Annotated in this window: 16 protein-coding genes; all 16 read right to left on the bottom strand. The window is 35.6% G+C overall.

Features of this window, described 5'->3' with window-relative positions; translation table 11 throughout:
- Positions 1–364: 364 nt before the first annotated feature.
- The 16 genes from AC1P5O_RS07720 to AC1P5O_RS07645 all read right to left on the bottom strand — a co-directional run bounded on the left by AC1P5O_RS07720 (position 365) and on the right by AC1P5O_RS07645 (position 20,537).
- Entirely contained in the window at positions 365–2,230 is a 1,866-nt protein-coding gene (locus tag AC1P5O_RS07720) for a potassium transporter Kup (RefSeq protein ID WP_499005956.1), read from the bottom strand.
- Between the two features lie 401 nt (positions 2,231–2,631).
- On the bottom strand, positions 2,632–3,198 hold the full coding sequence (locus tag AC1P5O_RS07715; RefSeq protein ID WP_005237480.1) for a recombinase family protein: 567 nt from the start codon (positions 3,196–3,198) through the stop codon (positions 2,632–2,634).
- A gap of 253 nt (positions 3,199–3,451) precedes the next feature.
- A complete protein-coding gene (locus AC1P5O_RS07710) occupies positions 3,452–5,299 on the bottom strand; it encodes a UvrD-helicase domain-containing protein (protein WP_499005955.1) in 1,848 nt (615 codons plus the stop codon).
- Complete coding sequence (locus AC1P5O_RS07705; RefSeq protein ID WP_499005954.1) at positions 5,289–7,622, bottom strand: ATP-dependent nuclease; 2,334 nt, start codon at positions 7,620–7,622, stop codon at positions 5,289–5,291. The genes AC1P5O_RS07710 and AC1P5O_RS07705 overlap by 11 nt, the downstream gene beginning before the upstream one ends.
- Positions 7,623–7,932: 310 nt before the next feature.
- Positions 7,933–8,754: a YecA family protein gene (locus AC1P5O_RS07700; RefSeq protein WP_499005953.1), complete on the bottom strand. Its 822-nt coding sequence runs from the start codon at positions 8,752–8,754 to the stop codon at positions 7,933–7,935.
- 502 nt (positions 8,755–9,256) lie between these two features.
- Positions 9,257–9,643 (bottom strand): hypothetical protein, encoded by a 387-nt coding sequence (locus tag AC1P5O_RS07695; protein ID WP_071212492.1) that lies wholly within the window; start codon positions 9,641–9,643, stop codon positions 9,257–9,259.
- A 426-nt stretch (positions 9,644–10,069) separates the two neighbouring features.
- Positions 10,070–11,359, bottom strand: coding sequence for an LPD7 domain-containing protein (locus AC1P5O_RS07690; protein WP_499005952.1), 1,290 nt, complete (start codon positions 11,357–11,359; stop codon positions 10,070–10,072).
- Between the two features lie 10 nt (positions 11,360–11,369).
- Positions 11,370–11,651 (bottom strand): hypothetical protein, encoded by a 282-nt coding sequence (locus AC1P5O_RS07685; protein WP_071212494.1) that lies wholly within the window; start codon positions 11,649–11,651, stop codon positions 11,370–11,372.
- Positions 11,652–11,661: 10 nt separating this feature from the next.
- Entirely contained in the window at positions 11,662–14,079 is a 2,418-nt protein-coding gene (locus tag AC1P5O_RS07680) for a type IV secretory system conjugative DNA transfer family protein (RefSeq protein ID WP_499005951.1), read from the bottom strand.
- Positions 14,076–15,188: a P-type DNA transfer ATPase VirB11 gene (virB11, locus tag AC1P5O_RS07675; protein WP_034429306.1), complete on the bottom strand. Its 1,113-nt coding sequence runs from the start codon at positions 15,186–15,188 to the stop codon at positions 14,076–14,078. The genes AC1P5O_RS07680 and virB11 overlap by 4 nt, the downstream gene beginning before the upstream one ends.
- Positions 15,169–16,593, bottom strand: a complete 1,425-nt coding sequence (gene virB10 / locus AC1P5O_RS07670; RefSeq protein ID WP_499005950.1) for a type IV secretion system protein VirB10 — start codon at positions 16,591–16,593, stop codon at positions 15,169–15,171. The genes virB11 and virB10 overlap by 20 nt, the downstream gene beginning before the upstream one ends.
- Entirely contained in the window at positions 16,593–17,486 is an 894-nt protein-coding gene (locus tag AC1P5O_RS07665; RefSeq protein ID WP_367156973.1) for a TrbG/VirB9 family P-type conjugative transfer protein, read from the bottom strand. Before AC1P5O_RS07665 ends, virB10 begins: the two co-directional genes overlap by 1 nt.
- A gap of 11 nt (positions 17,487–17,497) precedes the next feature.
- Entirely contained in the window at positions 17,498–18,313 is an 816-nt protein-coding gene (locus AC1P5O_RS07660; protein ID WP_004644763.1) for a VirB8 family type IV secretion system protein, read from the bottom strand.
- 162 nt (positions 18,314–18,475) lie between these two features.
- On the bottom strand, positions 18,476–19,177 hold the full coding sequence (gene virB5 / locus AC1P5O_RS07655) for a P-type DNA transfer protein VirB5 (RefSeq protein WP_004644764.1): 702 nt from the start codon (positions 19,175–19,177) through the stop codon (positions 18,476–18,478).
- 11 nt (positions 19,178–19,188) lie between these two features.
- On the bottom strand, positions 19,189–20,214 hold the full coding sequence (locus tag AC1P5O_RS07650) for a TrbL/VirB6 family protein (protein WP_004644765.1): 1,026 nt from the start codon (positions 20,212–20,214) through the stop codon (positions 19,189–19,191).
- 23 nt (positions 20,215–20,237) lie between these two features.
- Positions 20,238–20,537: a hypothetical protein gene (locus tag AC1P5O_RS07645; protein WP_015060256.1), complete on the bottom strand. Its 300-nt coding sequence runs from the start codon at positions 20,535–20,537 to the stop codon at positions 20,238–20,240.

The raw sequence follows: 20,537 nt of genomic DNA, 5'->3' as shown, positions 1-20,537 counted from the left end.
GGATAATCTTTTTCAGATTCAATCAATAATTGAACCGCTCTTTCTCTGATTTCAGGGGTATATTTTAATTTTGTCATCGGGATAGTCTCTCAGAATATTGACTCTCCGACAAACCCGGTACGGTTCACAATTTTAAGAAGGCAGAACCCTGATAGGATAAGGGTTCTGTGAAATTTGTCGTGTACAGAGAACAAAATATAAGACCTCTACTTCTGAAGATTATAAAAAAGCAATTATTTTGATCTTTAAAGAACGTGGTTATTCAGCTTTAGAGATTGGTCAACTATTGGAAAATTAAAGTAAAAGATTTATTCTGATCAGATAGGCACCCTTATTTAAAGGTGCCTATTCATTTTAGAAATTCTTAAATTTCAATCTGACTACCTAGCTCTACCACCCGGTTAGAAGGGATTTTATAAAAATCACTGACAGGGCTGGTATTTTTTTGCATTGCGACAAATAACTTTTCACGCCATGTAGACATCTTGCTGGACAGACTTGGAATTAATCTTTCTCTAGAAACAAAGAAGCTGGTATTCATTAAGTCATACTCAAGATCCAGTACTGAAAAAGCTTGTTTCAATGAATGAGGCACATTAGGCTCTTCTTTAAATCCATAATGGATCGTTATTCTGAAAAAACCATTCTCTAGTACTTCAGTAACGATTCGCTTAGCTTCATCAACATACGGGATTTCAGAAGTCTTGATTGTCACCAAAAAATTACGTTCATGCAGAACTTTATTATGCTTTAAATTATGTAAAAGCGCATGGGGTACGACTTGAGGCGTTCCAGTTAAAAATACGGCATTTCCACTCACTTTCTGACCTGTCTGTTCAAGGTGCTCAAGAAACACATTCAGTGGAAGCGTTTCCTTCTGCAGTTTGTCCTGAAGAATCTCTCTGCCTTTTTTCCAGGTCATCATGAGGGTAAAAACAATAACCGCAATAACGACTGGTACCCAGCCTCCAATCAGTACTTTTAATAGGTTTGAACTCAGCAAAACCAGATCAATAAAGGCGAATGGAATAATGAACAGTAAGACTTTCCATGTTTTCCATTTCCAGTAACTATAAGCCAGAAAAGCTACTAACAGTGTGTCACAGAACATGGTCACAGTGACGGCCAGACCATAAGCACCTGCCAACTTGCTGCTACTTTCAAATATTAAGATCAAGATGGTGATAGAGATAAACAGGAGCCAGTTCAGTAATGGAATATAAATTTGTCCAATTTCCGAAGCGGAGGTATGTAAAACTGTAAGCCTAGGTAGATATCCCAACTGTATTGCCTGTTTAGCCATAGAGAATACCCCACTGATTAAAGCCTGTGAGGCAATCACTGCAGCTGCAGTAGCCAGAATAATCATAGGATATAGAAGGGCTGAAGGCAGAAGCAGGTAAAAAGGATTGGTGATAGCCGAAGGATCTCTTAACAGTAATGCTCCTTGTCCAGCATAATTCAGCATCAGACATGGCAGTACAATTAAAAACCAGCCTAACTTGATCGGTAAAATACCAAAATGTCCCATATCCGCATATAAGGCTTCACCACCTGTTACTGTTAAAACCACAGCTCCCATCACAAAAAATGAAATAAGAGGATTGTTAATAACGAATAAAAAAGCCCAGTGTGGGCTGAATAATGCAAGAACAAATGGACTTTGAATAATACTCATAATGCCAATGGCACCAATAGATAGGAACCATAACAGGGTAATAGGACCAAAAAACTTCCCCATCATTGCAGTCCCATGTTTTTGAACGGCAAAGAGAGCTATAAGAATTCCAATACTGATTGGAATAATGAAGCGATCAAATGACGGGGCAGCAACAGAAAGTCCCTCAACTGCAGATAAAACAGAAATAGCAGGGGTGATGATACCGTCACCGAAGAATAAGGATGCTCCAATGAAACCTAAGATAATGATTGCCAGTCTTTTTCCACGGGACAATCCTTTTTGCCTAAGGTTTAAGGCGAGTAATGCCATGATACCCCCTTCACCATTGTTATCAGCTCTCATGATCACCAAAACATATTTAAGCGAAACAATTAAGGTAATGGTCCAAAAGATTAAAGAGAGAATTCCCAGGATATTAAGTTCATTAATAGGTAGCCCGCGTGTCGCATGAAAGCTTTCTTTTAATGCATATAATGGACTCGTTCCTATATCGCCGAATACTACTCCTAGTGCAGCCAGTGTTAATGCTGGTACTGCCGGCTTACTCACATTATTTTGCATATATTTGATTTACAAAATTGGGGAGCCTCGAATTTTATCATCTGGCTTCTCATGAAATTACCTTGTACATAAAAACCCATACTTTCTTAGAGTGTTATAGTTTTTCTAGCTAAGCCTGCACTATATAGGTGCTATTTCACTTATAAGTAATCCAAAAATATATGATTCTTTAATAGATAATTTTAAGTTTTTTCTAAAATTAACATAATACACCTTATACGAAACACTTTATATTTATCATTAAATTTCAGTATATTAGATTAAGCTGCTCTAGGAAGTAAGGCACCAGAGCGGCTTTTTATTGATTATTCATGTTTCACGCTTAAAATTCGAACAGTGTTTCATGATTTTTATAAGTTAAACTAAATTTAGTTGCTAATCCCAATAAGCTATTCACTAACTTGTAAATATCGGTATACCGCCTGACGACTAATCCCAAAAGCTTTCCCTAATGCCATTTTCGATGGATACTTCCCCTCCTTCCATGCTTGTCGTAAAGCTTCAGCTTGGTCAGGCTTTAGTTTATGCACCCGACCTTTGTACTTCCCCTGAGCAGAGGCGAGTTTTATTCCTTCCTTTTGCCGCTCTAAAATGATCTCACGTTCGAACTGTGCAAAAGCACCCATCATTTGAAGCATCAAATTATCCATCGGGGTGGATTCGGCTGTAAAAGTAATATTTTCTTTTACAAACTGGATGGCGATCCCTCGTTTGACCAGTTTATCTACTTCAGTGACCAAATCTTTTAGGCTTCGCGCAAAACGATCCATTGAATGTACAATCACCCTGTCCCCTTCCCGAACATAGTTCAACATTTCCTGAAATTTAGATCGGTCAGTATTTTTACCTGAAGCACGGTCAACAAAAATTCGGTCGACCTCAATTCCTTCAAGTTGACGTCCAGTGTTTTGCTCGACAGAACTTACCCGGACATACCCTACTTTTTGGCCTTTCACTTTTTCACGCCCCAATTGGATAAAAATGAACAATTTCGTAAATTATAAATCTTTAATACTAAAGTTACATGTTACTTATGATTAAAAATCATTTAAATGATACATAATTTCATGAACTTTCAGATTGTAACTTTAGGGTATACCCTATTATTACAACGGAAGCTAGACTCCCATTGTGATTATTTTGCCATCACGCGACTCATAGTTTGTCAGTCATAAAAAACCGCCTTAAATGGCGGTTTATTTACAATATTTAAATCAAAATAATTTCTTCTTGTTCAAACCATTCTTTCTCAATTAACTTTTCTTTTAGCAAAGTAGGATTTTTCGTGTAGCAAACAACAGCTAAACTTTTTTCAGAACGACTACAAATTACATAGAATAATCTACGAGTTCGAGATATAGCACTATCCACACCTTGAACTTCATTATCTCTATCTCTTTCACTTAGGTTTTTTATCCCTAAAAATTTATCATAATCAAATAAAAACCCCCCAGTCTCATCATCATCCAATATCGCCATAACTCTTTCAAACTGCAACCCCTTGACGCCTTGATGTGTATCGAATGATGATCTGCCATCAATGTAATTTGCATAATTAATTAATTCATCTACTTTTGAATTTAGAGCATTACTATAAGCTTGAACATCAGATGCCATATTATTAATAGCGATATTATCTTCATTTAACGTTAATGCTTGTATTAGTACTTCAGGAATATTTAAAAGATCATTATCATAAATATAATTAAGAATATTTTTAATGGTATTATTCTCCACATCTACAATCAACTCAAATAGTCTATTTTTCTTATTATTAATTTCTTTTAAATAAATCAGCTGATTATTTAAGGTAGAAAAATCTTTAAAGATTTCTGAGTTATTTCTCAATATTTTTATAATTTTAAAACCCTCCTGATATTTCACTGCACTAATAAAGTTATAAAAAACTCCTATTAAAAACCTTAAAGCTTGTGTATCAGCAGTACTTAATTTACTTCTTATGCCTTTGTCATCATATAATGGCTTATAAAATGTATGGAAATTAGATCGAGTAGCAGCCATATGGTGTTCTAAAATCAAAGTTTTTACTTCAGATGGGGCGTTCCAGAGCTGGTCATTAGTAACTCCCTCCATAATTGTACATATTTGCTCCTCTACAACTAACTTATCAACAGATGAAGACGTGGTGTCAACAATTAGACACCTTACGAAACCATGTAAATCTTTCTTAGCTTCTTGTTCGAACTGATCATCATCAAATCTAATTTTATTTATTAACTTAACAACTCTCTGAGGACACCTCCAATTATCAAACTTCTTAGGGCGTGCCCAACTTTCAGGAAGACCAAAATCAATTTTTTTAGAATTATTTTGGAATATTCTTTGCATATTATCACCGAACAAACCAATGACAAATTGATTATTAAACTCGATCTGTGTCTGAATTAAAGCATCTATTACCTTTTCATACGTATCTTGAGCCTCATCTAAGAAAAGTATCGGATACTTATTTACTAAAATTTTTCTAAAAGATTTTTTTTCTAAAAGAAGTCTATAAAAAATATCAATTATTTCTGAGTGTTCTAAAGATGTTTCTTCCACATTTGAAGAGTTGGGATTATAAGTAAAATTTTTCGTAGTATCTAATGATAGTAATCTTTTTTTTGCTCGACTAATTTTACTCTTTCGTTCAAGGCTAGCTTTATTATTTGGATCTCTGGCTTTCTGTAGCCCTATTTCCTCTTCGATAATAATGCTATTTAGCTTTTGTTCTAGAATGTCTTTAATCTCCTTAGTAAATGGGGATATTAAACTCCAAGCGAAACTATGTATTGTATTAATGAAAAAGTTATCATCATAATTTACCCGCTCTTTAATTTCGTCACAAGCCGCATTAGTATAAGTGATAATAGCTAATTTCTTATTTTCTCGAATAAAATTAAAAAGAATTCTCTCTTTTATTTTTTTTAAAGTCTGATGCAAAGTATGTGTTTTTCCTGCTCCTGCTCCTGCATACAAGATAAAGCTTTGAGGCGGTTTAGAAGCAACAAAATTGAAAATCTCCTCTTCTAAATCTGAGGTAACTTCATGCAGCATCTTGACCTCCTGCTACTTTTTGTTCATCTTCAACTTTTGTAGTACCAACTATTGCACTTTCTAGCCACTCTAATCCCTCTTTTATATATTTTGGTGCCTTAAGTTCTTGCGGATCTAGGCCATAAATTAAGTCCATAGCCATATCAACTTTATTGTTTTCAAGTGCAGCAAAAACATCAGCACGATAGTTATTAAACTCATCATTTTCTTCTGCTTTCAGCATTTTATAAAGCACACCTGTTGCTTTAACTTTTGGACTATTTTTTATTTTCTTAGTAGTAAACTTATCATTAATTATAACCAAATTTTCAAAATATATTGACTCTTCAAATGTATAAGGATAAACAGTTTTCATCTGTTCTTTAAAATTAATATTTACTGGGGTTTGAAAACAAATTCTCGTATTCTTCTCTAATTTTTTACCATAATCCAGAAATAATAGTTCATCAATCGACTTCAATTTAGGAATCCAGTTTCTTAAAGTAGTATTGTTTGTAAGCAAACCCTTATTTACATCAGGAATTGTCTTACTTTCATTCATTTTAATAGTTCCATCATTATTATAAGTAAATTCTGGTTTCCAAATTTTATTAACGATATGTCTATATTCAAAAAATTTCCCCTCAGATACTTTTAAATCTGAAATAAATTTTTCAAAAGATGCTCTATTTTTTTTACCAACATTTTCTTTCTTAACTGAATCCAAATCAGTAATTACGAGACAAGGTAGATCTAGCTTTTCAATTAAATTTCTTAATCTATGTGCATGTGCTCCTCCTACGGAAAGAATTGAAATATAGCTTTGGTTGAGATTTTTAAATTCATTTTTAATAAAATGTGGTACTAACAGTCGTTCTGCATCTCCCTCAACTAATATCACTCCATTTGCAAAAAATAAATCACAATGTGTTGTCTGGATATAACGAGTAACAAATTTTGAGTTTTGTAGCGCATCTTCTTCAAAAGTTTTTGAAAGATCAATCACTTCAGCATGTGGTATCAAATCATGATTTTTCCTTTTGAAATAACGCAAGTTTGAAAAATCTAGCTCCTTTGCTAAATAACTTGAATGTGTACTTACCAATAGTTGGCAATTACAATGATTAGGCAAATTTAAGCACAATGTTTCATGAGCTTTTTTTATGAATACTTGTTGAACTTGAGCATGTAAATGGGCTTCCGGTTCTTCTATTAATACTAAATGTAATGGTTCAATTGATGCCTGATCTAACTTGTTAGTTCTCAGCCAAGATTCTCTAAAGTTTATTAATTCTAATGTAATTGAGATTAATCTTCTAAAACCAAGTCCATTTAAAGCTTCTGGAATTCGAACCTCATCCCCCTCATCGTTATTAATTTTAAACCTAATTGCTCCTTCATGTCCTAAAGATTCAATTTGATTAACTTTACTAGAAATACTGATATTGGGATCATTCTTACTTCCAGGATATCCTAACTCCTTTACTTCCTCTAAAACTTTTGAAAAAGTTTCAGCTAGAGTACTATCAAAAACTATTTTAGAATCGTTTACGGCTTTGATTGCCCTTAAGTCATTTTCAGTTTTTACACGATCATCATTATCAAAATGGGTTTTATAGTATTTTTGAATAATGTTAGATAATAAGTCTTTTGCTCCATTACTATTAAAAAATCCAGCATCATCATCAATAACACTAACTTTAATAAGCCCTTTTAAAGGATCTGTTTTTTCTAACAAAATCTCATCAGTGCAAGGGTTTAACGGATCAATTATATAAGTTTTTATTTTAAAATATTTATCTAAATAACGGCTTAAAAATTCTTGAATATTATTATATGGCCAGATATCTTGGATATCTATATGAGTATTGGCCCCTATAATTCTCTTATTTTCCTTACAGACCTCTACAAAATCTGCTCTTAAGTCCTCTATATTTTTAGGTTCTAGCCTAAATCTTAAGCCAACAAAACCACCATCCCAATCTAAAGATGGTAAAAAATCTATAACGTGATGAATTTCTGAAGATTCCACATCAATTATCAAATCTAAAACTGGGCAATACCTATTCCACTCTTGCTCTTCTTCTTCTTTACTCATTATAGAGTTTTCATTCAACCAATTTATGGCTCTCTCATTTAATGAGCTCCAATTATCAAATGTAAAATCTGTATATTTAAAAGTATCACCCTGATCTTTTTCAGATAAAAATAGTTTTAAGGCCTTAATTGCTGATGTTTTTCCGCTATTGTTTGCACCTACTAAGATTGTTTGTTCTGAAGAAAAACTAATAGAACAATCTTTTAATTTCCTAAAATTTTTTATCTCGGCCTTTTCAATTTTCATTTGAGCACTCTGATTATTTTACAATAACCAAATATAACTCAAGATGTAGGCTTCATCTACAAACTTAAGAATTTCAATAGTCTAATAACAGTTAACTAAATTAAAAAGTGAATAGCTACCTAAATTCTAACCACATGTAACCATTGATGGGGCTTTTCATAGTCTAAAGTTGACAATGAGATGCCTGTATATCGCTTGAACTGTGTTTCAGAAAGCTTCTTTTAATCGATGAATTTCATGCATCGATTATGCATGAGTCTTAGGAAATCCAGAGTGTAATTACTCATCAAACAGATGATCGTTTTTGGGCTTATGAAAGAGATCCATTATTTATCATATAAGGGGCGAAATTAAAGTTCCCAGAAATAGATTTAATATAATTTTCTTTATTAAACATGTAATCCCCTATTTCTAATAAAGTTAACAATAATATCAATGAATTATGTTGATTAAATGAATCTATATTAAAACCATGTAATATAGTATTTCTATTAAATTCAGAAACATCAACAGCTCCCTCAAATAATTTTGTTATAAATGCATTAAAATATCCGATACCATCTTGATGATGATAACGGCCTTCTTCTTCGTGTCCAATCCTTGGTACTGTTGGTTTAATTTTATCTTTCGGATTTAATTCTCCAATGTCTCTTAAAATTCCTTCTATAAGTACAAAAGAAGAAATTATTGCTAAATCATATTGACCAGAAAAGTAAGCATTACAAGTTGATTCCAACTGTTTCTTTCTTTTTTTAAAAGATTCAATATGATCACAATATAATGAAAGTAAAATTCGATTCACATATTCTAGCGAAGTCTTTTCTCTATATACTTTGAAAAAATCATCTTTTGTTAAATTATCATTGTTAAATTTTTCTAATATTTGTAAGTGATCATTTATAGACATTCCTCTAAAATAATAAAAGCCATTTTCTTTACAGAAAATTCTCAATAATTCGTCAATTTGACTAAATTGATTCATTATCGTTCCGTAGAATTTTTTACCCTCATCACTAAGATTAAGTTGATTAGATAAAGGTAGTCTGTCCTTGATTTCATACATCAGACAGCATTTTTTATATTTTTTTCCAGATTTACATTCACATAAGTCATTTCTACCTTGTTTTTTCAATTTTAAAGCTCACTACAAAAAATCATTTTTTCAAGCCTATTTTACGTAAGTCAAATAAACCTGCGGTAAAATCATATCTAAAGCGTAGATTATTCTCCACGCTTTTTGACTCACTTAATCAGGTTTCCATTTTTATTTAGCGATTCTCCATTTTTTAAATCTTGTCCTTCTTTGATCTAATGAAGTACTGATATTGTTCCTGCCATCTTGGAATAGCTCAAAGCCACAAAATTCATTGAATATCACTGCATAGCCTTTCTATTTTGCGATAGATTCCTGGTTTCTTATTTTTATATCTTCAGTGATTTGTATCATCCAATACATCAGAGTAAAGAATGGAATAAGCAAGATTAAAAGATAAAGAATACTAAAATTTAAAAAGTATCTGGCAAAGGATAATGCTGTCAGTAAGACCAACAATCCGCAGATTGTATAAACAATCTTATTGCGTTTACTAATTAGCTCAGCAATAGATAGACCCTGTTTTTTCATTCCATAACCTTCAGTAGCTTGTGCAATACTGCATTTCTCTATAACCATGCAGCATATTCACCAGAATCATGAGTTGATTAAGATACGTGCTAGGCAATCCATTTAATTCAGGGAATTTTTCCCACATTAGATATTTATCTTTGTAGAGAAAGCAATTTTTCTTAAATTTTTCTTCGCCTGATAACTCAATTTTCATTTGTTCAAGCTGCTTAAAATGCTCAACCACATCGTCTGGAATCGGCATATTGAGAGCTACACTCTTACCATTTAACCAATATTGGATTGGTCGGACGTTAATAGATTCATTAAAGCCTATAGCTTTGAAATAATCACGTATCGCTTCAGGGTTATAAAATCCCAATGATTCAACTAGCAGTTTAAAATCTGCATTTGTCATTATTTACTATCCTTAATCAGATTAAATTTGATTATATAGTCCACAGGTGGACAATACAAGCAATATCCCAAGTTTAACCTTCTATTGGTTTTAGTAGATTATGGATTGCCAATATTATTGTCTGGTCCATAATCCCTAAAACGTCTAATCCTGATGCTTGGACAATTGCTGCAAGCTGCAGCTATTGTCCAGGCATCTATTCTACCTATCCAATGCAGATTCATAGAAGGTATATCAGAGCAAAGTGTCTACTTTACGAACTGGCGCAATCAGTTAAGTTCTCCCTTCCCTGATTACCGTTGATTTTCAAGCGAGCTTTAAAAAGCTGTGCTTTTTAAATGGCGACCGCAGAAAATAAACTGCTCCCATCTGATCTAGTAGCGGGATATAAAAAAACACCCTTAATGGGTGTTTTCGTGGCCTAGATTATCGAGATATATCTTTATTTTTATTTCTCTCTTGAGTTTTAACTTGTGGCTGCTGTACTAGCTGCTGTTTTGGAGCATTGGCATCATAAGCCGTTAATTTTGGCTTATGAAATTTCTGATTTTGAATATCGGCATTGTGTTGAATCTGAAGCTTAGTTTTATCATTTTTGGTTAGAGCTTTTTCAGTTGTTTCTTTCAATTTACTCAAGCTTTGGGCTTCCCACTTCCCTTTATTTGCCAATGTTTGAACTCTTGCGCCTGTTGGCAGTCCAGTTTTAGGATCAATTTCTTTAGTATTCACTTCGACTTTGTTAGACCCTTTATAGGTTAGGACAATATCATCATTCTTAATAATATTTTGTTCTTTCAAAGTACGTTCCAGATCCTTCGCCCAGATTGTATTTTTTTCACCTTTACTATTTTCAATAGTGGCGTAGTAGCTGCTGTTATTTTTAGGATCATGCTTATAAGGTGCTGCACCATGATCTACTAATTTTCCAACGTGCATTTTTTTCTGATTAAGCTGTTCAACCGCAACGTTTATACTGGCTGTGCGCTGCTTTTCTGTGAAACCGTCAGCTTTCATTTTTTTATCAAAAACTGTCAGTAAAGCTTTTTCCTGTTCTGACAGGTTATTAAGTTTTTCCTTCCGTTCCTGCACTGGATCTACTTTTTCCTGATTATTTAAAGGCTTTTCTTTCTGGCGTTCAGTACCTTTTTCAATAGTATTTTGAACTACCTCTTTACCCTGGTCTTTTTTCATATCATTGAGCAAAGCTAAATCAATATCACGAGGTTCATAACCTTTTACAGTCATACCCTTCATTGAAGCTTCAAGCCATACATTCCGTTTAAATTCGTCAGAGCCTTTAACCTGTATTGTTTCCCATTTTTTAGCTTTTGCTACTTCCACCATTGAAGCAGCTATATGCTTATCATCAATTGTGGTTTTTAAGGCTTTTCCAGAATCTTCAAAAGCTACTTTTTCAGGATTGCCTTTAAAGTGATATTTGTCATCTACCACATAATATTTATTGAGCAATGCTTTAGGTATGCCTTCTTCACTAGATTCTTTACTGTCGTCAGCTTTTAGCTTTTTGGTATCAGTTACCTTAGTTTCTTCAGGATCTTGATTAATACCTTTTAAGCCTTTTGAAATATCTATATTTTCAGCTTTTTCAATTGAATTGACTTCAGCTTGATTCGTTTCTAGCGTCTGGCCAAGCTTGGTATAGCCTGTTTGTTCTTTATTAGAACTAGGTTTATCGACCTTGTTTGCTTCAGTCATGATCAAGTCCTTATTGATTAGAAGTATTTTGGCGACGTGCTGCTTCGTCAATGATCATTTTTGTTTGAATATATTTATCTGTTAGAAGTGCAATTTGTCTTTCAGTTTCAGTGCTTAAATCTTTATTTTGCTGATATACCACTATGCTTTGCATATAGTTTTTTACAGTGTCAGGTTGATTAACTGCTTTAGATGAAAAGCCATTAGGACTGGTCACAGCTTTATTTGAAGTACAGCCCACAACTGAAAAAGATAAGGCAAGGCTGATTAATGTAAGAGAGATTTTTTTCATAATAGTTTCCTTATTTAGAATTAACTTGGTTTGAAAACGCCCGATAAACGTCATCTATATCTAAATTAGTTAGCTGTTCATCATCTGCTGCAACAAGGTTTTCCACTTGTTCTGGTTCATCTACTGCAACCAGATTTTCCATTTCGGCAATCATGGCCAGAGGATCTGATTCATCTGCTGCAACAAGGTTTTCCATTTGTTCTGGTTCATCTACTGCAACCAGATTTTCCATTTCAGCAATCATGGCCAGAGGATCTGATTCATCTGCTGCAATTAGATTTTCCATTTGTTCTGGTTCATCTACTGCAACCAGATTTTCCATTTCAGCAATCATGGCCAGAGGATCTGATTCATCTGCTGCAACTAGATTTTCCATTTGTTCTGGTTCACCCACAGCAACTAGGCTTTCTATTGGATTTTCAGCACTAGCTTCCACCTGGCTAAAGAAGTCATCGACAATATTTTGCGCTTCAGTATCTTCTTCCCATTCAATAGCCCCAAAAAATTGATCGACCACTTGTAGACATTCTTCAGGTTGTGGATTTTCTGGATCTTCAAAAACTGTTTTATCTAACTGAAATTCAGGGATAACCAAGCTAGAAATATCTATCTGTTCAGCCTGTTCTACTGTAGTAATTTCAGTTATACGTTTTTCAATTTTTGCCTTATGCAGCTTTACGTCTAAATCAGGAATAGGAATTGAAAGTTCCAGATCCTCAAAGGCAATTTTTTCTAATTGCTTGTGAGTTGGAAAACCTTTAATTGCTTTCATGCTAGGAGAAACGGACTTTAAGCGATCCACAAAAGCACTGTCATTAAAATACTTAGCCTTTTCACACATGATAGGTTTTGTATTTTCCATAAAGATAATTTCTTTATCTTGCGACAATTCTTTTAACTCTTGAGGAAGCATTAAAGCTCGTCTTTGATCTGATTCATTTTCTGAATTAGAGCCACCTTGCCCCCATGCCATAGAACGGCTTTGGCCTTTAGATTTTGCTTTGAAAGTGAAATAGCCAAGCATTTCACTATATTCATTAGCATCTCGTTGTTCTCTAGGCGGGTAAACGATCTGCAAAGCATGGTTAGTTACAAGCCCCCTAGTTTGAGTTTTATAAACGTCCTCTAACTGGCCAATAGACTGAATAATTGTTAATAAACGAATGTTATAACCCGCAATAAATGAGTTAGCGTCTGCAATTTTCGCTACTTTACCGACAGCCGTTGCTTCATCATTCACGACTAGGCACTGGTATTTCAAAGATGAATCTTGTTGTGGCAGTGTTTTTAGATTCACATCAATTAAGAGTGAATAAAACAGATTGATTAAGTTCTTAGCATCCCCTAAGCGGTTGGGTTGAACACCAAAATAAATAGACATTCTTTGTCTGCGTACATCTTCAAGTTTAAAGTCACTTGATGAAGTTGCAGCGTCCACAATCGGGTTCGCAAAAATCGTTAAAGGGGAGGTAAAAGTAGAAATGATGTTACCGAGCGTATTGTCTGGTGAACTTAAAAAACGGTTTAAAGCATCTAGGCAAGTATCACTAAGCGGTTTATCACTTTGCGCTCTTTCATCAATAATAGATCTAATATGATCCTGAATTGGCTTACCTTTACCTGAACTCTGTCTTAAAACCTCGCCCATAGTTACAGGCAGATCTTCAGTTTCAAATAGATATAGGGCTATGCCAAGAAATAAGTTATTAGCATTGTCATTCCAGAAATCGGTTTTAGCATCACCAGTCACAGGGTAGAAGCTTCGACCAATAGCAAGAATTTCACCTACTCTAAAATTTTCGTCATGACTAACGGTATCAAATGGATTCCATTTGTGAGATTTTAGATCTTCAGAAAATGGGCTGAATAGATAAACTTTCTGGCCATTCTTAGCACGAAATTTAGAAGTTAATAGGAAGTTTTCAAGCTTCAAATCCAATACAACTACACTATCCGAATAGTTTAGAAGGTTAGGAATAACAATCGCTACACCTTTACCGCTTCGTGTCGGAGCAGCCAGAAGTACAAATTGCTGACCGCCAAGCATTAAATATTTATTATGATATTTCCCTACTAAAATTCCCTTATTTCCCATCAATCCAGATTTCTGAATTTCTTTTGTTGTGGCAAATCTGGCATCACCATGTAACGACTGTTTTTTATTAAACAGACTCGCAATGACTAAAGCAGGGAGAACAAAAGTGATAAATAGTGCAGCGATCAAGGCACCTTGCAGCTTTTTCTTTTGTGCAGGTACATTGTGTGCATATAAATCCCAATAATACCCCCACGTTGTCAGATTCACTTCAGGAAATGGATTGGTCTTATTAGCTAAGTAATAAAGAACACCGGCCAGATATTTAGTAATAAAGAAACCAACGACTGCTAGAAAAATCGCAAGGAGTAGAATCATGATCTTTTTATTCATGCTCGATCCCCGACAATAATTTCAGCATCACCAAATTGAGCCTTAACTTTAGAAACAGGATCAAATTTGATTTCAGAAATAAAGCGTTCTTTACCTATTAAATTACTTTCATCATCATATTTTTTCTTCACTTCAACATGAACAATAATATCAATGGTTAAAGCAACTAATTCCTTTAGTGTAGTGGCATCGTAGATATTTGCTTGTTCATGTTCTTTGCACATAAAGACATAGCGATCATAAGCCAGTGAACAGCTTTCAGCGTGATAACTTGTAATAGATCCACTGTGACCAGTTGTAAGCAATTTCAGAAAGTCAAAAGCTTCTCCACCACGTAATTCAGCAAGTAATACACGGTCTGGCTTCATACGCATATTACTAGCGATCAGATCAGATGGAGTTACCTTAGCTTTACCTTGACCACCTTTAGAATAAAGTAGGTGTACCTTGTTTTCATGTGGAACAAAAAGCTCACGTACATCTTCAATAGTGACAAGACGTTCATCTTTAGGAATGTACTGACAAATTGCCTTCATGAAAGTGGTTTTACCAGAACCAGTATCACCAACAACTGCAATATTTTTCTTACATTGAACAGCGAATTTAAAAAATCCCTCAAGATCTTTGTTTTCTAAAAACTGGACTAGCTTAATATCTTCAGTACGTAATACAGGTTTAAACTGCTCAAACTCTTTAGATTTCCCATATCTGAAGTGGTCAAAAAAGCCTTGATCTTTATATTCCTGAAATGATCGGTTTGACTCGTCAGGAATACGGATCGTCATTGATACCGTTCCATTTTCAATGGCTGGCGGTAGAACAATCTGAATACGCTCTCCATCAGGCAATTGAGCAGACAATATAGGGTTTTCTTGGCCAATCCGTTGATTGGTATAGGTAGCAATAACATTAGCTAAAGCTGTTATTTGCCCCATTTCCAGATTTATAGAATGCTTTTCCCATCCTTTATTAGATTCCGTCCAAACTTCGTTAGGTGCGTTAATTGCAATTTCAGTCACCCCTTTAGTTTTTAAGAATTTTTCTAATGGAAGTAATAGCTGTCTAACCATTACATCCTTGCTTAAAACATTATTTTGCGCGGAGTTCATACACACCTCTGAAATCAATATCTTTGGCCACGTAAATTGAAGCTACATCACCCTGATTTTTATAAATTGTTGGCTTGATATTGATTGTTTCATTCAACACTGTTTCAGCCATTGATTTACCCATGTCTGAAGTGTTTTGAAGCATATAAGGAGTGCTATTGTTCCCACCTGTTTCTTTAGAAATACCGTAAGCAATAGCGTCTTGAACTAAAGAAAGCATAAACGCTGCACCGATACGTGCGCCCCAACGGTTATCCACTCGACCACTTAAACCACCTGTTCCTAAATGGTCTGCTGCGGGAGAATCAATATCGACAATAACACCATGCGGAGTTTTTAAGCGTGACCAGATGATACCTAAACGTCTTTGACCTTGTGCTGCAATACTTTTGTATTCTCCAATGACTTCAGATCCCGCTTCAGCAAGGACTACACGACCATTATCAGAATAAACAGGTTGTGGAAGGACACATGAAGCCATACCGCCAATTTCTGAAACGACTTTAACGGACAGGTTGCAACGGATTACACGACCTTTAGCAATTAAGTAATTTCGATCCCCAATAAACCTAGCCTGGACTTTATTAGAGGAATGACTAGCCATGTTAGTTGTAGCTTGTTGTGGCTGATGCTGCTGCATAGGTTCATCATCATCATGCGCTAAAGACATCAAACCAGATCCAGAGAAATTACCAGAACGGCTATTACTATTCTGATCCTGTTCAAACTGTTTCATCATGCCTGTTACTTGGTTATAAGCTGCTTGATGATTCATGCTTGACGGCTGGCCAACCGCCCCGCCTTGTTGTGAAGGATTGACAAAGATCCCGCCACCGTAACGGCTTCCATTGTTTAAAGGTACATATTGAGCTTGTTGTTGTGGCTGTGGCTGAATTACTACAGGCTGTTGATTTGCTGCTTGTTGTTCAACTACTGGCGCAGCTTCAGGCTGTCTTAAAATCTGCTGACCATTTTGGCATTGAAAAACCAACATGCCGTTATAAGTTAAAGCATTGCCGTTATTGTCTGTTAGCTGTCTAGGAATACTTTGATCCTGACAGGCATCTAGGCTTTGAAATTGAGCATTTTGACCTGCATCCGTTGGCATAGGATCAGTATTAGTAAAATCCCTTCTTTTAGCTGAAGCATCTAGGCTTGGATCTATCTGATTTTCTTTTAATTGGGCTGCTTCCTCAGCATCACTACTATCTGAAAAGAAGTTATAGGCAAAGACCGCTATAACAGTAAAAAATACCGCCATAACTGCAATAAACGCTATTTTTTTACCTTTTCCATCTTCCTGATCCCCACGTTCATTGACAGACACAATGCCATTTTCTGATTCGTTAAATTCTTCATCAGGAGCTTGTTGATCATCTAATGGTTTTTGATCATTAATATTCATTAGTTCATATCCCCAGTAATGACACGTTTAACACCCTCTACAGTAGTGCCATCTTGAGGAGCAACACCGATAGGATCATAGGATTCATTGAAAATGCTCACTACGCCTTTTCCTTGACGTAAAACAAATTTTTTAGCTAGGGCTTCAACAATCAAAAGTTTTGGATCTTCTTTACTGATATGGAAATTAACTTTTTCTTCCCCTTCCGTACCTTCAATGAATACGACTGGAATATCAGTATTTCCTTTAAATCGCATATAGGTAAAACGACCGTCATCAAATAGCATTTCTGGAACAAAATGCTTCCCTTTGCTGTTTGCAGCTTGACGATAATTCCAGTTTTTAGGGATAGGCGCAGCATTGGCTAAACGATGCTGTAAAACTAAAAATTCAGTAAGTTGGCTTTCTTCTTTTAATTGTGCTGCATAGGCGTTATAGCGTTGAGCTTCTTCCTGCTTCCGTTTTTCTTCTTCTTCTTGTGGGTATTTAAAGACAACACGATACATCGGTTTTTCTTTGGCATTATTTAGAACTTGAAAATCAAAACTATAATCACGCTTATTAGTGCGTAACTCTAAGTTATTCCGAGTAGCCTTATCCTTTGGCTTCACCCATACTAAATTTGATCCAGTATCAGCAAAAATACACCAATTGGTGTCATCCTTTTCACAGTCTGAAGGGTATCCAGTAGCAGCACCACGCTCTAAAATTCTTTCACCTTCACCTAATACAATGCGGGTTACAGTGCCTTTTTTGACAGTAATTCGATAAACATCATTAGGAACATAATTGATTGTTCTAATACGTGAATCGGTAGGCAAAGCTTTAGGCGTAATTGCTGCATAAGAGATCCCATGCACCGCCAAACCCAAAGCAAGAATTAATTTTTTCATGTAATGATCCTTTACATTCCTTGTTGAGCTTGTGGCTGAACAGCAGCCCCGCCTTGTTGAATCGGAACATAGACTTGCTGACTAGGTTCAACAACCGCAGCTTGCGCTACAGGTCTGTTAGGAGATAGTTCAGGATCGACACGATAGCCCACGACCTTAAAGCCGAATGGGTTTTTAATTAGATCTTTTTCTACCAGTTTATTAAGATTGTTCGGAGCATATTCATATCGAATACTTGCAATATAATATTGTGGCTGTTCATCACGATTAGCTTCGACTGAATGCAAAGTCTTAGTGAAGCGGACACTAGCAGTAAAACCTGTTTCATCCTGATTAGTCTGGACAGAAATCACATCAACTTTTAATTCATATTTTTTGCCGTATTTTTTATCTCTTGCACTATCACCTTCATAGAGTGAAGCAAAGTCATTACCGACCTGATTACTACTCATAGTCATGACTAAATCATAATCTGGCTGTAATAACGGATAGAAATAACTCTCACGGGCGGTTACATAACGAGTAATGTTATTTTTATCAATTAATTCTTGTTTGCCTTTTACTTGCTGATCATCAACAACGCCCACGTATTCAACATTTCCTTGAGCTTTATCTACTGTGAAAACAACAGGTACAGTCTGGCGCATTGGAGCTAATGTCACTAATCCAATGGCTTCTAAGACGGCCACGCCCACCGCTACTTTTGCAATAGTCCAAGCTTTACGTTCTGACTTAGCCCGCATCGCAATAAGATCTGCTTCCCAATCCATAGCTTTTTCATAGCTTTTAGCTTCTTCAGCAGCAGATACTTTTTTAAGTTTGTTCATGATAGACCCGATAGACCCTATTAGAGTTATTTCTCTAAGTATGCCAAAAAATATAAAAATCGTAAACCAAAATAATATATTTTGGTTTTGTAAATTCAATGTTTTCTGAAAAATTGCAAAAAAAATACCCATTTCAAAAGAAATGGGCTTTTTTTTAAAAGTTTAGTTACCAGAGTAGCCGTCAAGAATGTTGCCTTTTTGGGCAGCACGTTTTAATCGGCCTTCAATTTCAAGCTGTTGTGCTGCATCTTTTTGAGCTTGCGCTTGCGCCTGCATCAAAGCAATTCGGTTTGCATCATTAGCAACTTGTGACTGTTCCGCTTGAATCCTAGCCTGTAACTCAGCGATAGCTTTAGCATCAGTAGTGTTATTGATCTGTTTACGCAGATTATCAATCTGTTCAGTACGCAGATCCGCAACGCCTAACGCTTGCTGATTTAAAGCCTGTGTTTGTGCATTGTTATTTAATGCAGCTTGACAGGCTTTATAGTTCTGGCCAGTTCTTGAAGCACAGTCATAAACCATTGTGGCATCACGAATGTTTCTAGCTGCTGAAGTCATACCATTGACACCGCCTTGTTGGATGCCTTTATAAATGTCAGCAACATCACTTGGAATCACGTCTTTAAGATATGGATTATTGACAGCATCACCGAAACCACGAATACCAGTAATGGAATCGTATTGCTGTTTTGCCTGTTGGATCTGGTTCACCATCTGATTGTATTGCTCACCCCAAGCCACCATATTTTGAACAGCTTGAACAAGGTTAGCACCGTCAATGACAGGAATACCTGTAGCATTGGCTTGACCACTAATAAACAAAGATGAACCTAAACCCAAAGCTAACAATTGTTTTTTCATTAGAAAAATTCCTATTTGTTTCTTTTGAGGTTAGAGAGAGTGTGTCGTTGATATAACGGCTTAGATCCTCCTGTATTCGAGCTATTGGAATTATTAGAGCTGCTAGAATTCCCTTGAACACTTCCCCCAGTGGTAGGAGTAGCTGAAGCACTATCAGATTTTGAATTATTACCGCCACGCCCTTTAGTAATTGCTTGAGCTACAGCACGACCGACACCTTGAACACCCGCCCCACCTGTTATGGCTGAAGCCATCGTTGGAATGTTCCACATGATCACTACAATAGTTCCCGCAACAATACAGAGGGAAACTACAGAAGTAAGAATGTCACCCGCATCAAAGTTATTAGCGATTTGCGTACACATGCCTGAAACGAAAGCAAAGAGCATACTGATAATTGCTGTGATAAAGCCTATGGTGAAAACATAGCTCAATGTTTGAGAAAGCCAACTTTCAAAATATTTTTGTGTAGCAGGAAACATTGCACACAGAATGAATATGGGACCAACGCCTAAACAAAGTTGCAGACTGATTTTTGCCAGTAAATATAGGCCAGTACCAATGAAGAACAATAGGAATTGAGCGACAGAAACAACAGCAGCAGATAAATACAAGCCAATATCAGGGAAAACGCCAGAAGCTGATTCAGCTTCTTCACCTAATTTTTGGATTAAATCACCCCACGGAACGCTCACTTGATCCAGTAAAGCACCTAACGAAGATTCACCACCTGGACTAACAATCTGAATTAAACCTATGGCTAGTCCGTTAATAGCTTCAACAACAAAGGATTGATAGACTCCCGCACTTAAAGCAATTCCACCAACAAAAGCGATCTTAAAAAACTTCCATAAAGCGGTATAAATAGAATCTTCTTGTGCGCCAGTCGCAATATTGTAGCCAATGATCAGGATATAAATTGTTGCAGCAGTCAAAGCTATAGGAACAATTGCAGAAGCGATATTACTACTAACACCTGTCACGTAACTTGCTAATAGAGAATCAATTTTTGTTTCTAATGTAGTAATAATTGCCATTGCAATCCCCTATGAATCCTTAATTATTTTGAATCTGGGTTATATCCATCGAGGATATTTCCCGATCCTTTTTTAGTTTCTGGTTTTACTGCTTTTTGCGGTGCAGAAGGATCATATTCATCAAGAATATTGCCCTTTTGGGATGCTCTAGCCTTGCGCTGCTTCAGTTCTTCCTGCTGTTCAGCAGTTAAGTCTTGAGGTTTTAATTGTTGTGCAGCCTTCACTTCTTCTTTTAACTGCTTAACCTGTTCCTTATCATCAGAACATGCAGTTGTTAAAGTAGAAATAACTAACAAACTAGATAGTGCTAAAAACTTAGTCAT

This window comes from Prolinoborus fasciculus, assembly GCF_056724605.1.
Note: the sequence above shows the minus strand (reverse complement) of the source record. Positions and strands in the feature narration are given on the sequence as shown.